This is a genomic window from Marinobacter maroccanus, from assembly GCF_002933275.1.
GTDB lineage: Bacteria > Pseudomonadota > Gammaproteobacteria > Pseudomonadales > Oleiphilaceae > Marinobacter > Marinobacter maroccanus.
The window spans coordinates 484031-499251 of record NZ_PSSX01000001.1 but is presented as its reverse complement, the minus strand read 5'-3'; the positions used below and the strand labels follow the sequence as shown (position 1 = coordinate 499251).

20 protein-coding genes are annotated in these 15221 nt (G+C 54.9%); 9 read left to right on the top strand and 11 right to left on the bottom strand.

Going from position 1 to position 15221, the window contains the following annotated elements:
* The first annotated feature begins 2 nt into the window (after positions 1-2).
* From KEHDKFFH_RS02315 to KEHDKFFH_RS02300, 4 genes are all read left to right on the top strand, one after another.
* On the top strand, positions 3-848 hold the full coding sequence (locus KEHDKFFH_RS02315; RefSeq protein WP_104320412.1) for a DUF2303 family protein: 846 nt from the start codon (positions 3-5) through the stop codon (positions 846-848).
* 339 nt (positions 849-1187) lie between these two features.
* Positions 1188-1559, top strand: a complete 372-nt coding sequence (locus KEHDKFFH_RS02310) for a hypothetical protein (protein ID WP_146084186.1) — start codon at positions 1188-1190, stop codon at positions 1557-1559.
* Complete coding sequence (locus tag KEHDKFFH_RS02305; RefSeq protein WP_104320410.1) at positions 1556-1813, top strand: hypothetical protein; 258 nt, start codon at positions 1556-1558, stop codon at positions 1811-1813. The genes KEHDKFFH_RS02310 and KEHDKFFH_RS02305 overlap by 4 nt, the downstream gene beginning before the upstream one ends.
* Positions 1810-2007, top strand: a complete 198-nt coding sequence (locus KEHDKFFH_RS02300; protein WP_104320409.1) for a hypothetical protein — start codon at positions 1810-1812, stop codon at positions 2005-2007. The genes KEHDKFFH_RS02305 and KEHDKFFH_RS02300 overlap by 4 nt, the downstream gene beginning before the upstream one ends.
* A 231-nt stretch (positions 2008-2238) precedes the next feature.
* Here KEHDKFFH_RS02300 and KEHDKFFH_RS02295 read toward each other — a convergent pair whose 3' ends face one another.
* The 5 genes from KEHDKFFH_RS02295 to KEHDKFFH_RS02275 form a co-directional block, all read right to left on the bottom strand.
* On the bottom strand, positions 2239-2421 hold the full coding sequence (locus KEHDKFFH_RS02295) for a hypothetical protein (RefSeq protein ID WP_104320408.1): 183 nt from the start codon (positions 2419-2421) through the stop codon (positions 2239-2241).
* A 372-nt stretch (positions 2422-2793) separates the two neighbouring features.
* The gene (locus tag KEHDKFFH_RS02290; protein WP_104320407.1) at positions 2794-3234 is read right to left on the bottom strand and encodes a hypothetical protein; all 441 of its coding nucleotides are present in this window, start codon (positions 3232-3234) and stop codon (positions 2794-2796) included.
* Positions 3225-3716 carry a type II toxin-antitoxin system HicB family antitoxin gene (locus tag KEHDKFFH_RS02285; protein ID WP_241956408.1) on the bottom strand — a complete coding sequence of 164 codons (492 nt, stop codon included), beginning with the start codon at positions 3714-3716 and terminating at the stop codon, positions 3225-3227. The genes KEHDKFFH_RS02290 and KEHDKFFH_RS02285 overlap by 10 nt, the downstream gene beginning before the upstream one ends.
* Positions 3713-3922, bottom strand: a complete 210-nt coding sequence (locus KEHDKFFH_RS20550) for a type II toxin-antitoxin system HicA family toxin (protein ID WP_422385678.1) — start codon at positions 3920-3922, stop codon at positions 3713-3715. Before KEHDKFFH_RS20550 ends, KEHDKFFH_RS02285 begins: the two co-directional genes overlap by 4 nt.
* Positions 3923-4068: 146 nt before the next feature.
* Positions 4069-5085, bottom strand: a complete 1017-nt coding sequence (locus KEHDKFFH_RS02275; protein WP_146084185.1) for a site-specific integrase — start codon at positions 5083-5085, stop codon at positions 4069-4071.
* A 157-nt stretch (positions 5086-5242) separates the two neighbouring features.
* On the opposite strand from KEHDKFFH_RS02275, the gene dusA reads away from it, so the two are divergent.
* The 5 genes from dusA (at position 5243) to KEHDKFFH_RS02250 (ending at position 9816) form a co-directional block, all read left to right on the top strand.
* Entirely contained in the window at positions 5243-6301 is a 1059-nt protein-coding gene (gene dusA / locus KEHDKFFH_RS02270; RefSeq protein WP_277872172.1) for a tRNA dihydrouridine(20/20a) synthase DusA, read from the top strand.
* A 127-nt stretch (positions 6302-6428) separates the two neighbouring features.
* Positions 6429-7394 (top strand): transaldolase, encoded by a 966-nt coding sequence (tal, locus tag KEHDKFFH_RS02265; RefSeq protein ID WP_104320404.1) that lies wholly within the window; start codon positions 6429-6431, stop codon positions 7392-7394.
* Between the two features lie 42 nt (positions 7395-7436).
* Positions 7437-7886 (top strand): tellurite resistance TerB family protein, encoded by a 450-nt coding sequence (locus KEHDKFFH_RS02260; RefSeq protein WP_104320403.1) that lies wholly within the window; start codon positions 7437-7439, stop codon positions 7884-7886.
* A gap of 11 nt (positions 7887-7897) precedes the next feature.
* A complete protein-coding gene (locus KEHDKFFH_RS02255; protein ID WP_104320402.1) occupies positions 7898-9025 on the top strand; it encodes a 3-deoxy-7-phosphoheptulonate synthase in 1128 nt (375 codons plus the stop codon).
* Entirely contained in the window at positions 9022-9816 is a 795-nt protein-coding gene (locus KEHDKFFH_RS02250; protein WP_104320401.1) for a glycerophosphodiester phosphodiesterase, read from the top strand. Before KEHDKFFH_RS02255 ends, KEHDKFFH_RS02250 begins: the two co-directional genes overlap by 4 nt.
* A 97-nt stretch (positions 9817-9913) precedes the next feature.
* Here KEHDKFFH_RS02250 and sthA read toward each other — a convergent pair whose 3' ends face one another.
* Genes sthA through KEHDKFFH_RS02220 form a run of 6 tightly spaced genes read right to left on the bottom strand, consistent with a single transcriptional unit; the run spans position 9914 to position 15221 of the window.
* A complete protein-coding gene (gene sthA / locus KEHDKFFH_RS02245) occupies positions 9914-11305 on the bottom strand; it encodes a Si-specific NAD(P)(+) transhydrogenase (protein ID WP_104320400.1) in 1392 nt (463 codons plus the stop codon).
* 58 nt (positions 11306-11363) lie between these two features.
* Positions 11364-11612 carry a (Na+)-NQR maturation NqrM gene (nqrM, locus tag KEHDKFFH_RS02240; RefSeq protein WP_104320399.1) on the bottom strand — a complete coding sequence of 83 codons (249 nt, stop codon included), beginning with the start codon at positions 11610-11612 and terminating at the stop codon, positions 11364-11366.
* Between the two features lie 12 nt (positions 11613-11624).
* The gene (locus tag KEHDKFFH_RS02235) at positions 11625-12674 is read right to left on the bottom strand and encodes an FAD:protein FMN transferase (protein ID WP_104320398.1); all 1050 of its coding nucleotides are present in this window, start codon (positions 12672-12674) and stop codon (positions 11625-11627) included.
* A gap of 9 nt (positions 12675-12683) precedes the next feature.
* A complete protein-coding gene (nqrF, locus tag KEHDKFFH_RS02230) occupies positions 12684-13910 on the bottom strand; it encodes an NADH:ubiquinone reductase (Na(+)-transporting) subunit F (RefSeq protein WP_014577567.1) in 1227 nt (408 codons plus the stop codon).
* Positions 13911-13947: 37 nt separating this feature from the next.
* Positions 13948-14556 (bottom strand): NADH:ubiquinone reductase (Na(+)-transporting) subunit E, encoded by a 609-nt coding sequence (nqrE, locus tag KEHDKFFH_RS02225; RefSeq protein ID WP_104320397.1) that lies wholly within the window; start codon positions 14554-14556, stop codon positions 13948-13950.
* On the bottom strand, positions 14556-15221 hold the full coding sequence (locus tag KEHDKFFH_RS02220; protein ID WP_008175066.1) for an NADH:ubiquinone reductase (Na(+)-transporting) subunit D: 666 nt from the start codon (positions 15219-15221) through the stop codon (positions 14556-14558). The genes nqrE and KEHDKFFH_RS02220 overlap by 1 nt, the downstream gene beginning before the upstream one ends.

The following is a 15221-nucleotide window of genomic DNA, read 5'->3' as shown; positions in this document are numbered from 1 at the left end:
ACATGGACAAGCAAGCCCTGGAACACGCCATCAGCATGATTATTTCCGGCATGGCGGCCAAGCACGTCAACGAACAGACAGACGGCTCTGCGGTCTCTCTGCCCGAGAGCGTGAAGGTGGAAGATCTGGAACGTTTCATGCCCACCCGCCGCCGGTACCGCGGCAAAATGACCACCACCCAGATTGACGAGTTTGCGGAGTACACCAACCTCACTGCAGGCGAGGTTCAAGAGAATGGTGCCGAGCCGGGTACAACCGTTCCCTGCTTCGTAAACCCGGAGAACATGACCGCCAAGGTGCTCTTTGATCTGGGCACCCTGGAACACCCAGGGCACGCAGACTTTACCGCCCGGCTGGACCTGCCAAAAACTGCTGCTTTCGAGGAACTGCTGGGCAAGAACGGTCGCCCGATGGACCAGAAGGAACTCGCCGAGTGGCTGGAAGACTGGGCACCACAGCTGAAAGTCACCGCCGAGAACGGCGAACCCCTGAACCTGCCCGCCGCTGTTGCTGCTGTGCGCCGAATCACCATTGGCGCCAAGTCCGAAAGCACCAGCGAAGAACGCACCTTCGGAGGCCGCCGAAGCGCCATGAGCGAAGTGGAAGCCCAGAACAAAGACACCCTGCCCGCGTTCATCGAATTCACCTGCGAGCCTTATCACGGCCTCGACGAGCGCACTTTCCGCCTGCGAGTAAGCCTGATCACCGGCGAGACGCCAAAGCTGATCATGCGCATTGTCCGCCTGGAGCACCATCAGGAAGAAATGGCCAAGGAGTTCCGAGAGCACCTGATCCACGCGCTCGACGGCAACCTGGTGCAGACCTTCGTTGGCAATTTCAGTCCCTAACATATTTGAGATCAAAAAGGGGGCGAGAAACATGCAGAAAAAGACCGTTTTTCCGCCCCAAGTGCTCCGTTTTTTCTCATATCGTTCTGTGTATTGGGTAAGAGCAAGGTCACTTGCTCCTAAATTTCTGGCTGCCGTAAGCCCGATATCACAAACGAGAAGCGGAGAACCAAGTGAAAGTGAAACGAAACCATCCCTGGCACCAGGCTGCAACTTACATTCGCGCGGCTTTTGTCGAGGAAACTCATCCAGTTGCCGCCGCTACGGCTGAAAAAGCAGCTCGATACCTTGAACGGGCCGTCGAGCATGAATCCGATCAAACTTACAGCGAGGAAGAGCATGAACAAGAAAGAGCTAACCAAAGAGGACATGGAAAAAAAGCTCCAGGAACGCGCTAGAAAGATTTTCAGCCTATCTAGCAAGATCTGCACGCTGGATCTAGCCCATGCGTTCTGTCGTTTGTCAGGCCACGTGAAGACTATCGATTGCGTTATCAACCCTATAGACGCTACTTACACCGGCGCCCATGATCCGACGATTCCCGTCGCACGGCTTGAGGTGAGGCTCGACTTTTTCGAGCACATGAACCAGCTCGATGCGCGAAAGGCTTTCGATAGTCGGATGGTCGAGATCGGCCGGTATACACGAACTCTGAACAGGATAATCAGAGCCGGGCAACCAGTAACTCAGTCTAGTGAGTTAGCAGCATGATCACCGCGAGGTTAAACAGGCTTCGGGCGGCATACCGCCAGGCAAAGAAACTGGTAGGCGATGCCAACCGTGGCCAGGCAATAACCGGAGTAGCACTGCGCTGGTGCCACCGGATCCGGCAGGCGATCAAGGCGGAGATGCTGGTGGTTGAGGCGGTGATTCGGCCCTACCGGCTTTTACAGCCCGCATCCGGGCATTGCTCAAAGAGGCAAACACCCCGCCGAGAACACCTGACCAAGGAGGCCACACCGTGAAAGCTTCTCAAATCCGACAAACGCTCCAAGCGATGGACATGCTGGAACCGGCACTGGAACTGAAACATATGGACCTTGAGGAACAGGGCGAGGTTCTGGAATTACTCGATGAGCGCGGAAAGTCCATTGACACCATCAGCCTGCGGGAGCTGTCCCTGGTCATTCAGTATCACCAGAAGCAGAAACGGATATGAGCGACGAGAAACCCAAAGGCGGATATCTGGCCAGGAAGGCTGCAATGCTCTGCCAAGATGCCCAGTTCCGGCTTTATCTGGATAGGCGTAGGTCAGCGAAGTTTAGCCTGGAAGTCCCTGACGGCACCCACACGGAGGATGACGCCAGGGATTTTGTATTAGCAGCGTGCGCTATCGAGTCCAGGGCGGAGCTAGATCACAACCCGGAGGCCGCCACCATGTTTCGATATATCACTCGTCATTATCAGGCTTGGGTCGGACGGCAGCATCGGCGAGCTCGCCAATCTCTTGAAACAGCAAATCAGCAATGTTGACCATCCGCTCGGAAACAATGCCGGAGCTTGCAGGCTTTTGAAGCATTGCTCCCCCATCAGCAATGTCTCCGATAACTGCCAGGTAATCCTCTTTACTCATGACTTACTCCTTGTGTTGATATTCGTTTGCGTGGCCACTGGAGAGAAATCTACACGAACCAAATGCAAACGCAACACGCTGTTTTGACAGTTATTTTTTTGACATATTATGTGTGAGCACGAAAAGACAATTACTTTATTAAACAGTCAAGAATGGGCTGTCAGAACAAAAGTCAGAAAATACAAAGATCTGTAAAAATAGTTAAAATGACATTAACAACATAATAAGCATTTAAATAAATCAATATTGTCAATTTGACAACTTTATATTTTGCAATCTTTTACACTCTGGGATGGTAATGGCACAAAAAAAGACGGCAAAAGCCGCCTTTTTTACACTTCAAAGTGCCTGCTCAGCAGTGTCAACGTGAGGTCACGATCTTGTAAGCTGAAAAGGTATTCCGAGAGGCATTTGCAGATCCGACATAAGCGCCTTTAGCTTGCTCATCAGAACTGTTTCTACGACCGCAAAGTGACGATCCGAAAACTTATGCCGTTGCTGAGCGCTAAAGCCATCTATTGCAGCTGATTCCTCGTCTCCAAATTCGCGGTCAGCATGAAAAATTGCTTTGGCGCAGATCTCTGCCTCAGCTACCACTGAATCCTCATCCTCAACATCGGCATCTTTGGGATAGAAAGCTGCCGACAGGACGACATCAAATACTAGTTTATTATCTTCAATAGAAGGCGTAGCGTCTCCCTCAACTAAAACTCTACCTCCACGGTCAGCCTCATTCGGATCGTGAATCTCGGCATACAACTTTGAGTAAGTTATGTGGTAAAGATAAGCTTTCTCAAAGAGTTTCAATGACATGAGCCAATCTCTCTTTTCCGCGAAGACCAATCACTTCCAGACGAGATCTTCCATTCTCCAGTAGATGGTTGAGGAGAGTCGTAATCTACAATAGCGCTTCCTTTAATCACATGAGTATGCTTGTGCTCATGATGAACGACAGATCCGCCATTAAGCGAATCCTCAAGAGCTTTGATAACGTAATCGTTTAGGCCTACGCCGGTTTCAGCTGCCCGATGAGCCACTTTTTTATGCAGCTCACTTCCGACTCTGACGTTAAAGCTGCCCTTGAAGGGCTTATTCGGGGCGACCCCGAGCTCCTCACAATCAGCAAGATACTCATCGACAGAAATTCTAAACTCGCGTTCCAAGCCTTCAAGATCTGAAGCCTCATACGTGACCAGGTCGTCAATAAACATCAACTTACCGAACAGGCGCTTGGTATCTAAATCAAAATCAACTGACCCTAGTTGCCCTCGATGCTTTAAAAGGCTCATAGTCATATCAGATCCCATTCAATAAGAGAGTTTGCAACGCTTTGGACCAATTTAGGCCCACAGATCGGCTCAGGGTGGGGTCGATGGAGACGTATAATTCTCCGAGGAGCGCCGTCAGTCTCAGGCTTATAAAAGCGCACCCTAGATCCTGAGCATTGCTTTTCTTCGAAACCCAGAGAAACCAGCAAGTTTCTTAGCTCCGACCATTTCACATCCTTGGGAGTCGGCTTGCTACGCAACTTTGATTTCAGCTTATCCTTTGCGCTCACAATTCTAGTTCCTGACAGCAAATATGCAACTAAATTTTAGTCGCAGACATGAGTAAAACCCGATAGCTACCGAACAAATTCGAGAACTGTCACGAGAAAGTACCAACTAGCGGCCTCCAATGCCAATTGAGATATTTGTCGTGAGGCTCGTGTTGGCTCAGGTGCGTGTACCTCTGCAAAGACGACCAAGTAGTGTGACCGCTAACGCCAGCCACGCGCGGAATATCCCACCCACGCTCAAACAGCCAGCTGATGCACTCGTGCCGAAGGTCATGGAAGTGCAGGTCAGAAATGCCAAGGAGCTTGCACCACTCGGTGAAACGGGCGCTGATGGATTTTGAGTTGAAGGGGAAGATCCGTTCATCGATTTCTGGTTGCTGGTGAATGATGGACCAGGCCTCGTCGGTGAGGTAGACCCTGCGATGATTGCCGCTCTTCTGATTGGGGTGTTTCATGTCGGGGACAATAACGCTCTGAGTCCGCTTATCCAGATCAACCCATCGGATCCGAGTGATCTCCTCCTGGCGGCGAGCTGAGAATAGAGCGAATAGAATGACATCACCGGTGCGAACGGTACGCCGGGACTCCGTGCTCTTTCCGTACTCGAGTATTTTTTCCAGCTCGCCGAGCGTAGGCCTTCGATCCCGTTTTGCGGGCTTTGCCACCAGCCGCTCACGCCGGCAGGTTTCAGCCGCGTCATTCAGCGCGTCCAGTGCAACAGGTATACCCCATGCACTCCGGGCAGTCTTGAATACTCCCCGCAGCCAGATCAGATCATTCGCAGCCGTCTGCGGCTTCACTGTCTTCACCCGTTCCGCAACATGCGCAACAAAATCCTGACTTCGGATCTCCAGGGCATCCAGCTTTGCCAGGTCATAGGTCTGGAGTCGTTCCATATCCATGGCCTTGCTACGCCCAAAACCCGCGCCAAACTCTTTCTGGTACCGCACGATCAGATCGCCGATGGTGACACCACGATGACGAACCTTATCAATGGCACCTGGCTCCTGAAGCTCCAACTCACGGCGGGTTGCCCAATCTTTCGCCAAAGCCTTACGGTCAAAGGTGCGGCTTTCGCGATATACTACCTTTCCTTTTCGCTTCAAGCGGATTGCCGCCCGGTATGATTTGGTACCATCGGCACGAGTTCTGACAGTAATGGTAGGCACGGTGCTCCACGCTCCTTGTTGCGGTGCTCCAAACAGATTTCTGGAGCACTTCTGGAGCACCGATACTACAAAAATGGTGAAAAACGGGCAATAAATGGTCTATATTAGTGACGCAGAAAAGGCAGGCAATTCAGTGGCAAGCAGCGGTAACACTAGCGGTGGGCCGTCTCGGAGGTTTTGCGTTGCACCAATGATGGATTGGACCACCAGTCATTACCGTTATCTGGCGCGCCAGCTCAGCAGGCATACCCTGCTCTACACCGAGATGGTTACCACTGGCGCGTTGATTCATGGCGATACCGCACGTTTTCTGCGCCATGACGAGGCCGAGTATCCCCTGTCCCTTCAGCTTGGCGGCAGCGACCCCGCCGAACTTGCCCACTGTGCGAAGCTGGCTGAGAAGTTCGGTTTCGACGAGGTCAACCTGAATGTCGGTTGCCCGAGCGATCGGGTTCAGAACAACATGATTGGCGCTTGCCTGATGGGCCACCCGGACAAGGTGGCGGAGGGCGTACACGCCATGATTGAGGCAACCGATCTACCGGTCACGGTGAAGCACCGGATCGGCATTGATGGGCGTGAGTCCTGGGACGATCTCTGCGAATTCGTTGAAAAAGTGTCGGAAGCTGGCTGCCGGACATTTATCGTGCACGCCCGGATCGCGATTCTTGAGGGCCTGAGCCCCAAGGAAAACCGGGAGGTCCCACCGTTGAAATACGACTGGGTTTACCGGCTGAAAGCGAAATACCCGCACCTGGAGATCATCATCAACGGCGGAATCAAGACCTTCGAGGAGTGTCACGAGCACCTCAGGCACACCGACGGCGTGATGCTGGGCCGGGAGGCGTACCACAACCCCTGGCTGCTGGCGGGCGTTGACCCGGAGTTTTTCGGGCAGGCTGCGCCGGTGCAGAGCCGGCATCAGGCGCTTCGGGCCATGCTTCCGTTTATCCAGAGCGAACTTGAGCGGGGCGTATTCCTGACCCACATGTCCAGACACCTTCTGGGCCTGTTCCATGGCCAGCCTGGCGGTCGCCAGTTCCGCCGCTATATCAGCGAAAACGCCCATAAATCCGGCGCTGGTCTGGAAGTTATCGAGACGGCTCTGGAAAAGGTGCGTGAACCGGCGGCGCCGGAGATTGCCGAAGCTTAATCGCAGGCAATGGCTACCATACCTTTTGTTGTCTTGTTCCTGTCAGAGCGGCCCGTTATTGTAGGCATATAGCCAGCGCCCGGGATTCGGGCGCACCAATAACAGATCAACCGGGACGACAGGACGAATGACCAGCAAGCTCGACCAACTGAAGACCATGACCACAGTAGTGGCCGATACCGGCGATATCGAAGCCATTGGGAAGTGGCGGCCGGAAGATGCCACCACCAATCCATCCCTGCTGCTCAAGGCTGCCGCCTCTGACGCGTATCGACCCATGCTGGACAAGGCTGTGGCCGAGGCACACAGGCATGGCGGCTCAGACGCCGAGCAGCTGACCATGGCCACCGATATGCTGGCCGTGCTTGCCGGCCGTGAAATCCTGAACCTGATTCCCGGGGTGGTTTCCACCGAGGTGGATGCCCGGTTGTCCTTTGATACCGCAGGTACGCTTGAGCGCGCCCGCCGTCTGGTTGAGCTGTATGACAAGCAAGGTGTCGACACAAGCCGGGTGCTGATCAAGATTGCTTCCACCTGGGAGGGCATCCGTGCCGCCGAGCAACTGGAGAAGGAAGGGATTCGCTGCAACCTTACGCTGCTGTTTTCTTTCATCCAGGCTGCCGCCTGCGCCCAGGCCGGCGCCTTCCTGATTTCGCCCTTTGTGGGGCGGATTCTGGACTGGCATCTGGCCAGCACTGGCCGCGACAGCTACCCGGCGGCAGAAGATCCCGGGGTGATTTCGGTCTCCCGCATCTACAATTACTACAAGGCCAACGGCTTTAACACGGTGGTAATGGGAGCCAGCTTCAGGAATACCGGCGAAATCGAAATGCTGGCAGGCTGCGACCGCCTGACCATCAGCCCTGCCCTGCTGCAGGAGTTGCAGGACGACCAGGGCGAGCTGCCCCGTCGACTGGACGCACATAATGCTAGCTCAACGGATCAGTTTGGCACCATCGACGAGAAGCTGTTCCGCTGGGAATCCAATGAAGACGCCATGGCCACAGAAAAGCTGGCCGATGGCATTCGCCGGTTCACAGCCGACCAGATAGAACTGGAAAACCGGGTCCGGCAGCTGGCCAAGGCCGCCTGACACCACGCTTCAAACCAAATACAGAAGTAGGACTGTCCGATCATGATCGAAAGCCTGAAAAAACTGTTTGCGGCACCGGAAGCTGAGAGCGAGAAACCGGATTCTCATCAATTGGCCGTGGCTGCAACTGCCTTGATGGTTCAGGTTTCACGGATCGACCAGCATGAAGATGAGCGCGAGCTGCAGGCCATTGTCGATGGCGCGGTGAAAGCGCACCAGGTTACCCGTGCCGAAGCAGAAGAGATTCTTCAGGATGCCCTGAGCCACGCAGACGACGCCACATCGCTCTACGAATTTACCGGCCAGATCAACGACCATCTGGATCAGGAAGGCAAACAGGCACTGCTTGAGAGTATTTGGCGGGTGGCCTTTGCAGACGGTCGGATCGACAAGTACGAAGAACACCTTATTCGCCGCATGGCAGACCTGCTGCACCTTAATCACCGGGAGTTCATGCAGGCGCGGCACCGGGCAGAGGACGCCGGTTCTTAAAAGGAGACCGTATGTTAGCCATTCTTCATCCGAATACCGCTCTGGACAGCGAAGAATACCGACAGACCATGCACTACCTCGAGAATCTTCCGAACGTCTCGGTTCGGGTTCATGAGGTTCAGGGTGCTACCCAGAGGCTCACCGAAATTTATCTTCTCGGGGACACCAAGCCCCTGAACAAGGAAGAAATCGAGGCCTTGCCTGCGGTTGAACGGGCCATTCGCATCTCGGACGACTACCGCATTCTCGGTCGCCACCGGGATGATCGCCGGCAAAGTGGCTTCAACTACAACGGTGTGGAGTTCAATCAGTCCAATCTGAACATATTTGCCGGCCTGTGCGCCGTCGACGTGCCCGAGCATGTTGACATGATGATGCAGGCTCTTGAGGACAACGGCGAAGTCTGCACCCGAATGGGCGCTTACAAGCCCCGCACCAATCCCTACTCATTCCAGGGCCACGGCAAGGGCTGCCTGCCTTGGGTGTTCGAGAAGGCGGGCAAGCATGGCATCAAGGTGATCGCCATGGAAATCACCCACGAGAGCCATATCGAGGAAATCGACACCTGCCTCGAAAAGCTCGGCCGGCCTACCGGTGTGATGCTGCAGGTCGGCACCCGTAACACCCAGAACTTTGAACTGCTGAAGGCCATAGGCCGCCAGAGCACCTACCCGGTACTGCTCAAGCGTGGGTTCGGGATTACCCTGAATGAATCCCTCAACGCTGCCGAGTATCTGGCCAGCGAAGGCAACGCCAACGTGATCTTCTGCCTGAGGGGCATGAAAACCGAGGCCGGCCAACCCCACCGGAACATGGTGGATTTCGCCCATGTGCCGGCAGTCAAACGCCTCACCCGTATGCCCGTGTGTGTAGACCCTTCCCACTCCGTTGGCAGCCGCGAACAGTCTCCCGATGGCATTCTGGATGTGATGCACGCAACGGCACAGGGCGTGATAGCCGGTGCCAACATGGTGCTGGTGGATTTCCACCCCAAACCGGAAAAAGCGCTTGTGGATGGGCCCCAGGCCCTGCTCATGCACGAACTGCCGGCGTATCTGGAAGACATTCGCCTTTGCCACGACACCTGGAAGAAGCGCCAGGCCATTTACCAACGGCTGAAGGATGACACAGCGGAATGATTGTCTACGGACACAGAGGCGCAAAGGGAGAGGCACCGGAAAACACTCTTCCCGGTTTTATTCATGCTTATCGGCATGGCATCCGGAATTTCGAGCTGGATCTGGTGCTTTCGAAGGACGGCAAGCCCGTTCTGGTGCATGACCTTTCAGTAGACCGTACCACCAGCCAGAAAGGCAGCATCAGCCAGTACACCGCTGCCGAGCTGGCAGCCATGGATGCGCGCAGAAACACCAGTTCCTGGCCGACACCCACCGGAATTCCCTCGCTGGAGGACCTGTTGGACCAGTTCGACGATATCGAACACCTGCAACTGGAAGTCAAAAAGGACACGCGCCAGCGGCTGAATATTCTCAGCAATCGCCTGACGGAGGTCATACAGCGCCGCAACCTGTATCAGACGGTGGCCATAACCTCTTCCGACACCTGGTTTCTGAAACAGATCCGCAGGCGGAACAAGAACATCCGCATTGGCCTGGTCACCGAGCGGAAGTTTCCCCGACCGCTGAGCATGGCAAACCGACTCGGCTGCGAGTACCTCTGCATCAACTGGAAGCTGTGCACGAAAACGCTGGTTGAACAGGCCCATCACCGGGGAATGCATGTGTCTACCTGGACGGTGAACCGGATTCACGACATGCTGCAACTGGAAGAGATGGGGGTGGACAGCATCATCACCGATTACCCCACAAGCACCCGCATGTTTTTTGATAATCGGGCCAGATCGGCGCTGTCGTTACCGCACAGTCACGAAGGTGTATCGGCCAATCAAGAGGCCGTGTCAGCGGGTTGAAATCGAGAGATTAGAAAAGAAGAAGCCGAAGTCAGATGAGCGTTTTTGAATTTGGGGTCAGATGAGAGCTTTCATCTGACCCCGTCTTCAGTATCTATCAGAAAATTCTGTTCAGGCCATTCAATGCCGCAACCCGGTAGGCTTCGGCCATGGTCGGGTAGTTGAACGTGGTATTGATGAAGTAGTTCAGAGAGTTGGCCTCCCCTTCCTGATTCATGATCGCCTGACCGATGTGGACGATTTCTGCTGCCTGGTCACCAAAACAGTGGATACCCAGAATCTCGCGGGTCTCCCGGTGGAACAGGATTTTCAGCATGCCCACGGCTTCTCCGGTGATCTGGGCCCGGGCGAGATCCTTGAAGAACGCCTGTCCAACCTCATAGGGCACTTTGGCTTCAGTCAATTCACGCTCGGTTTTGCCAACGGAACTGATTTCCGGAATGGTGTAGATCCCGGTAGGCACATCTGAAACGAAGCGGAAGTACTCATCGTCAACAATATCCGACGACGCCGAGCGGCCCTGGTCGTAGGCAGCGCTTGCCAGACTCGGCCAGCCGATCACATCGCCCGCGGCGTAGATGTTTTCCACCTCAGTGCGGTAATGCTCGTCGACGGCCAGTTGGCCGCGGCCGTTGGGCACCAGGCCAATGTTCTCCAGACCCAGTTTCTCGGTGTTGCCACTGCGCCCGTTGCACCACAGGAATGCATCTGCGCGGATTTTCTTGCCGGACTGCAGCGACAGCACCACACCATGGTCATCGCCCACAACCGTCTCATACTGCTCATTGTGACGCACGAGAACACCGTTATTGCGCAAGTGATAACTCAGGGCATCGGAGATCTCGTCATCCAGGAAGGACAACAGACGGCTACCCGGGTTGATCAAATCTACCTTCACGCCCAACCCGGCAAAAATCGAGGCATATTCTGAACCGATAACGCCAGCGCCATAGATAATCAGGGTTCTGGGGGTATGGGACAGGTTCAGAATGGTGTCTGAGTTGTAAATTCGGTGGTGACGGAAATCCACGTCCGGCGGCAGATAGGGCCTGGAACCGGTGGCAATGATCGCCTGTTTGAAATGCAGGGTCTCCGAGGACTTGCTACCACGGACCTCTATGCGGTTCTGATCGATAAAAAAGGCCCGACCGTTGATCAGATCAACCCGGTTTCGCGAATAGAACTGGGTCCGGAGCTTGACCTGTTTGCCAATGACCTTCTGGGCGTTCTGAAGCACACGGGGGAACGAAAACCAGCGAGGCTCGCCGATATCCCGGAACATCTGGTTGGTGTTGAAGGTAATGATCTGTTTGACAGAATGACGCAGTGCCTTGGACGGGATGGTGCCCCAGTGAGTGCAGTTCCCGCCAACGGTAGGCTTATCCTCGATGATCGCGACACGCTTGCCGTGTTTCGTCGCATTCATCGCCGCGCCTTCGCCAGACGGACCGGCGCCGATAACGACGACGTCGTAATGATGTTCTGCCATGCGCGCAGTGACTCCTTATCTACGTCGTGAAAAGATGATTGTAATTGTCAGAAACAGATCAGTGCTTGCTGGTCTTGCTCGCGTCGTAAGCCAGAGCGTCGGGCTCTTTACCTTCGCTGGCCAACCGCTCATTTTCCTCTTCGCACTTCTGGGTATTACCACCGCAGATATCACAGGACTGGCTGATACCGAGCGCGCCAATCCCGCCGCAGGTTCCACTAATGGGCTTGCGCCCCAGAATTACGCCGATGGACATGGCTGCAACCAGCAGCACTACAATAAACAAAACCAAAAGAAAGGTACCCATGTTGCCCTCCCCTCATTGAGTCACGTAGGACGAAAAAGCCGGCGTCTGGTGCGTCTCGAAGCCTTCTTCCGTCCTGACAATAAAATAGGCCGGGATATTTTCCCTCACCGCGACCTCATTGGCTCGCTCGTAGCCCATCACATTAAAGCCGGTCGCCAGGGCGTCTGCTGTCATGCAGTCGTCGGCGATAACGGTGACCGATGCCAGCTTGTGTGCAATTGGCTCACCAGTGGCAGGGTCTATTGTATGGGAATAGCGACGCCCTTCCGATTCGTAATAGTTACGATAATCGCCGGATGTCGCCATAGCGCGTGAATCCAGTGCCACCACCCGGTTTACCTCGCGCCTCTCGGACACCGGCTGTTCAATTGCCAGGCGCCAGGTGCTGCCGTCCGGTTTACGGCCATTGACCCGAACCTCTCCACCGATCTCCACCAGGTAAGCCTCTACGCCTTCACTTTCCAGGAAGCGGGCCACCGCGTCCACACCATAGCCTTTGGCAATGGCCGACAGATCCACATATTGCGGTGGTGTCGCACGCACGGCGGGCGGATCTGCCCGCAGTTCGAGCTTTTCGAAGCCAGTGGCGGCAAGCGCCCTGGCGAGCGATTCTTCCGACGGAATCTGCTCCGGCCGCGCCTGGGGCCCGAACCCCCATAGATTCACAACCGGCCCGATCGTTACATCGAAGGCGCCATCGGTCAGCCTGGAAATCTCATTGGCTTTTTTGAGAACCTCAAACAAGCCGGCTGAGACCGAAATCCATTCGGATTGGTCGGTTCGCTGATTGAAAACGGACAGCTCTGAATCCTCACGCCAGGTCGACATAGACGCGTCAACGCTTTCTAACACCTCGTCAATGCCACTGGCCAGAGTTTCAAGCTTCTCCTGATCCCCGGTCAATACGACATTAATGTGGTAACTGGTTCCGAAAACAGGGCCGGAGATTTCCCAGATTTTTTCTTCTGGCTGAAACGAACAACCCGCCAGAACGGCAAAGGCCAGCGCTATAAAAGCGCTGGCCAGGGCCACCCTGGCGGGTCGTACCATGCGGAATGTCATCAGGACTGCTTAGCCTCCAAAGTCATCCAGCATGATGTTTTCGTCCTCAACACCCAGATCCTTGAGCATCTTGATGCAGGACGCGTTCATGATGGGGGGCCCACACATATAGTATTCACAGTCTTCCGGAGCCGGGTGGTCCTTCAGATAGTTTTCGTACAACACATTGTGGATAAAGCCGGTAGGTCCTTCCCAGTTATCCTCGGGCAGCGCGTCGGAAAGCGCAACGTGCCACTCGAAGTTGTCGTTCTCTTCCTGCAGCCCGTCGAAATCTTCCACGTAAAACATCTCGCGAACACTTCGCGCGCCATACCAGAAGCTGATCTTGCGCTTGGAGTTCAAACGCTTGAGCTGATCGAAGATGTGGGAACGCATGGGCGCCATACCGGCACCACCACCGATGAAGACCATTTCGGCGTCGGTCTTCTTAGCGAAGAACTCACCGAACGGCCCCATAACGGTGACCTTATCGCCCGGCTTCAGGTTGAACACATAGCTCGACATGATGCCCGGATTGTGGTCAGTGCCTGGAGGCGGCGTGGCGATACGGATGTTGAACTTGAGAACACCTTTCTCTTCCGGGTAGTTCGCCATGGAATAGGCCCGGATGGTCTCCTCCTTGTTTACCGCCTTGTAGCGCCAGATGTTGTGCTTGTCCCAGTCTTCGTGGAACTCTTCCTCAATATCGAAATCCTTGAAGTCGATCTCGTAGGGAGGACACTCGAGCTGAACGTAACCGCCGGCCCGGAAGTCAACTTCCTCGCCTTCCGGCAGCTTGAGCACCAGCTCTTTGATGAAGGTGGCCACGTTGTGGTTGGAGACAACCTCGCACTCCCACTTCTTGACGCCGAAGAACTCTTCCGGCACTTCCACCTTCATGTCCTGTTTTACAGGAACCTGACAGGACAGGCGCCAGCCTTCTTTCTCTTCACGGTTGGTGAAGTGGGTCTTTTCCGTTGGCAGCATGGCACCGCCGCCTTCCAGAACCTTGCACTTGCACTGCGCACAGGTACCGCCGCCGCCACAGGCAGAGGACAGGAAAATACCACTGTTCGCCAGAGTACCGAGCAGCTTTCCGCCGGCTTCGGTCTTCAGCGTATGTTCGGGATCATCGTTGATCTCAATGGTCACATCACCGGTGCTTACCAGCCTGGATCGGGCCGCAAGAATCACTGCGACCAGGGCCAGTACGATAACGGTGAACATGACCACGCCGAGAATAATTTCTGTATTCATGGTCTCGCCTTTTCGTTAAACCGAATCACCGGGTGAATTACAGTGAGATGCCGGAGAAGGACATGAAGCCCAGGGACATCAGACCAACAGTAATGAAGGTGATACCCAGGCCGCGGAGGCCTTCCGGAACGTCACTGTACTTCAGCTTCTCACGGATACCCGCCAGGGCAATGATTGCCAGGGCCCAGCCGAGGCCGGCGCCGAAGCCATACACCACACTCTCGCCAAAGGTGTAGTCACGCTCCACCATGAACAGCGAGGCACCCAGAATGGCGCAGTTCACCGTGATCAGTGGCAGGAACACACCCAGAGCGGCGTAGAGCGCTGGGATATACTTGTCCAGTACCATTTCCATAATCTGGACAATCGCCGCGATTACACCGATATACGTCAGCAATCCAAGAAAGCTCAGGTCTACATTCGGCAGGCCAGCCCAGTCCAGGGCACCCTCCCGCAGAATGCTGTTATACAGAAGGTTGTTCACCGGAACGGTGACAGTCAGCACGACCACGACGGCGATGCCAAGACCGGTTGCGGCTTCGATCTTCTTGGAGATTGCCAGGAAAGTACACATCCCCAGGAAGAAGGCCAGCGCCATGTTTTCAACGAAAATAGCCTTCAGAATCAGGCTGATATAATGTTCCATCAGAAGGCCTCCTTGGCAACATGGCGGGACATTTTATAGTCCGGCTCTTCAACCTGCTCCGGCTTCCAGGTCCGCAGACCCCAGATTGCCAGGCCGATAATGAAGAACGCACTCGGCGGCAGCAGCAACAGACCGTTCGGAATGTACCAGCCACCTTCGTTGACCACCGGCATCAGGGAAACACCGAACAGGGAGCCGGCACCCAGAAGCTCGCGGAAGAAGGCAACGAAGATCAGGAGTACGGAGTAGCCCAGACCGTTACCAACGCCGTCCAGGAAGCTCAGCCAGGGGCCGTTCTTCATGGCGAAGCCTTCCGCGCGACCCATAACGATGCAGTTGGTGATAATCAGACCAACGAACACCGAGAGCTGCTTGGAAATCTCGTAAGCATAAGCCTTGAGCACCTGGTCAACCACGATTACCAGAGAGGCGATAATGGTCATCTGCACGATGATCCGGATGCTGCCCGGAATCTGGGTGCGCACCAGGGATACCGCCAGGTTGGAAAATGCGGTAACGGCAATAACCGCCGCACACATAACAAGTGTTACGTTCATGCTGGTGGTAACCGCCAGCGCTGAACAAATGCCCAGGATCTGCAGGGCAATCGGGTTATTGCTGAAGATCGGTTCGAAGAGAACCTGTTTGGCTGATGCATCTGCCAT

Excerpts from the sequence above, each read along its gene's own strand:
- KEHDKFFH_RS02310 (WP_146084186.1), top strand. The coding sequence starts at position 1,188 with ATGAACAAGAAAGAGCTAACCAAAGAGGACATGGAAAAAAAGCTCCAG.
- nqrF (WP_014577567.1), bottom strand. The coding sequence starts at position 13,910 with ATGAATACAGAAATTATTCTCGGCGTGGTCATGTTCACCGTTATCGTA.
- KEHDKFFH_RS02285 (WP_241956408.1), bottom strand. The coding sequence starts at position 3,716 with ATGACTATGAGCCTTTTAAAGCATCGAGGGCAACTAGGGTCAGTTGAT.
- KEHDKFFH_RS02295 (WP_104320408.1), bottom strand. The coding sequence starts at position 2,421 with ATGAGTAAAGAGGATTACCTGGCAGTTATCGGAGACATTGCTGATGGG.
- KEHDKFFH_RS02255 (WP_104320402.1), top strand. The coding sequence starts at position 7,898 with ATGTTAGCCATTCTTCATCCGAATACCGCTCTGGACAGCGAAGAATAC.
- KEHDKFFH_RS02250 (WP_104320401.1), top strand. The coding sequence starts at position 9,022 with ATGATTGTCTACGGACACAGAGGCGCAAAGGGAGAGGCACCGGAAAAC.
- sthA (WP_104320400.1), bottom strand. The coding sequence starts at position 11,305 with ATGGCAGAACATCATTACGACGTCGTCGTTATCGGCGCCGGTCCGTCT.
- KEHDKFFH_RS02315 (WP_104320412.1), top strand. The coding sequence starts at position 3 with ATGGACAAGCAAGCCCTGGAACACGCCATCAGCATGATTATTTCCGGC.
- dusA (WP_277872172.1), top strand. The coding sequence starts at position 5,243 with ATGGTCTATATTAGTGACGCAGAAAAGGCAGGCAATTCAGTGGCAAGC.
- KEHDKFFH_RS02235 (WP_104320398.1), bottom strand. The coding sequence starts at position 12,674 with ATGACATTCCGCATGGTACGACCCGCCAGGGTGGCCCTGGCCAGCGCT.
- tal (WP_104320404.1), top strand. The coding sequence starts at position 6,429 with ATGACCAGCAAGCTCGACCAACTGAAGACCATGACCACAGTAGTGGCC.
- nqrM (WP_104320399.1), bottom strand. The coding sequence starts at position 11,612 with ATGGGTACCTTTCTTTTGGTTTTGTTTATTGTAGTGCTGCTGGTTGCA.
- KEHDKFFH_RS02305 (WP_104320410.1), top strand. The coding sequence starts at position 1,556 with ATGATCACCGCGAGGTTAAACAGGCTTCGGGCGGCATACCGCCAGGCA.
- KEHDKFFH_RS02290 (WP_104320407.1), bottom strand. The coding sequence starts at position 3,234 with ATGTCATTGAAACTCTTTGAGAAAGCTTATCTTTACCACATAACTTAC.
- KEHDKFFH_RS02220 (WP_008175066.1), bottom strand. The coding sequence starts at position 15,221 with ATGGCAGATGCATCAGCCAAACAGGTTCTCTTCGAACCGATCTTCAGC.
- nqrE (WP_104320397.1), bottom strand. The coding sequence starts at position 14,556 with ATGGAACATTATATCAGCCTGATTCTGAAGGCTATTTTCGTTGAAAAC.
- KEHDKFFH_RS02260 (WP_104320403.1), top strand. The coding sequence starts at position 7,437 with ATGATCGAAAGCCTGAAAAAACTGTTTGCGGCACCGGAAGCTGAGAGC.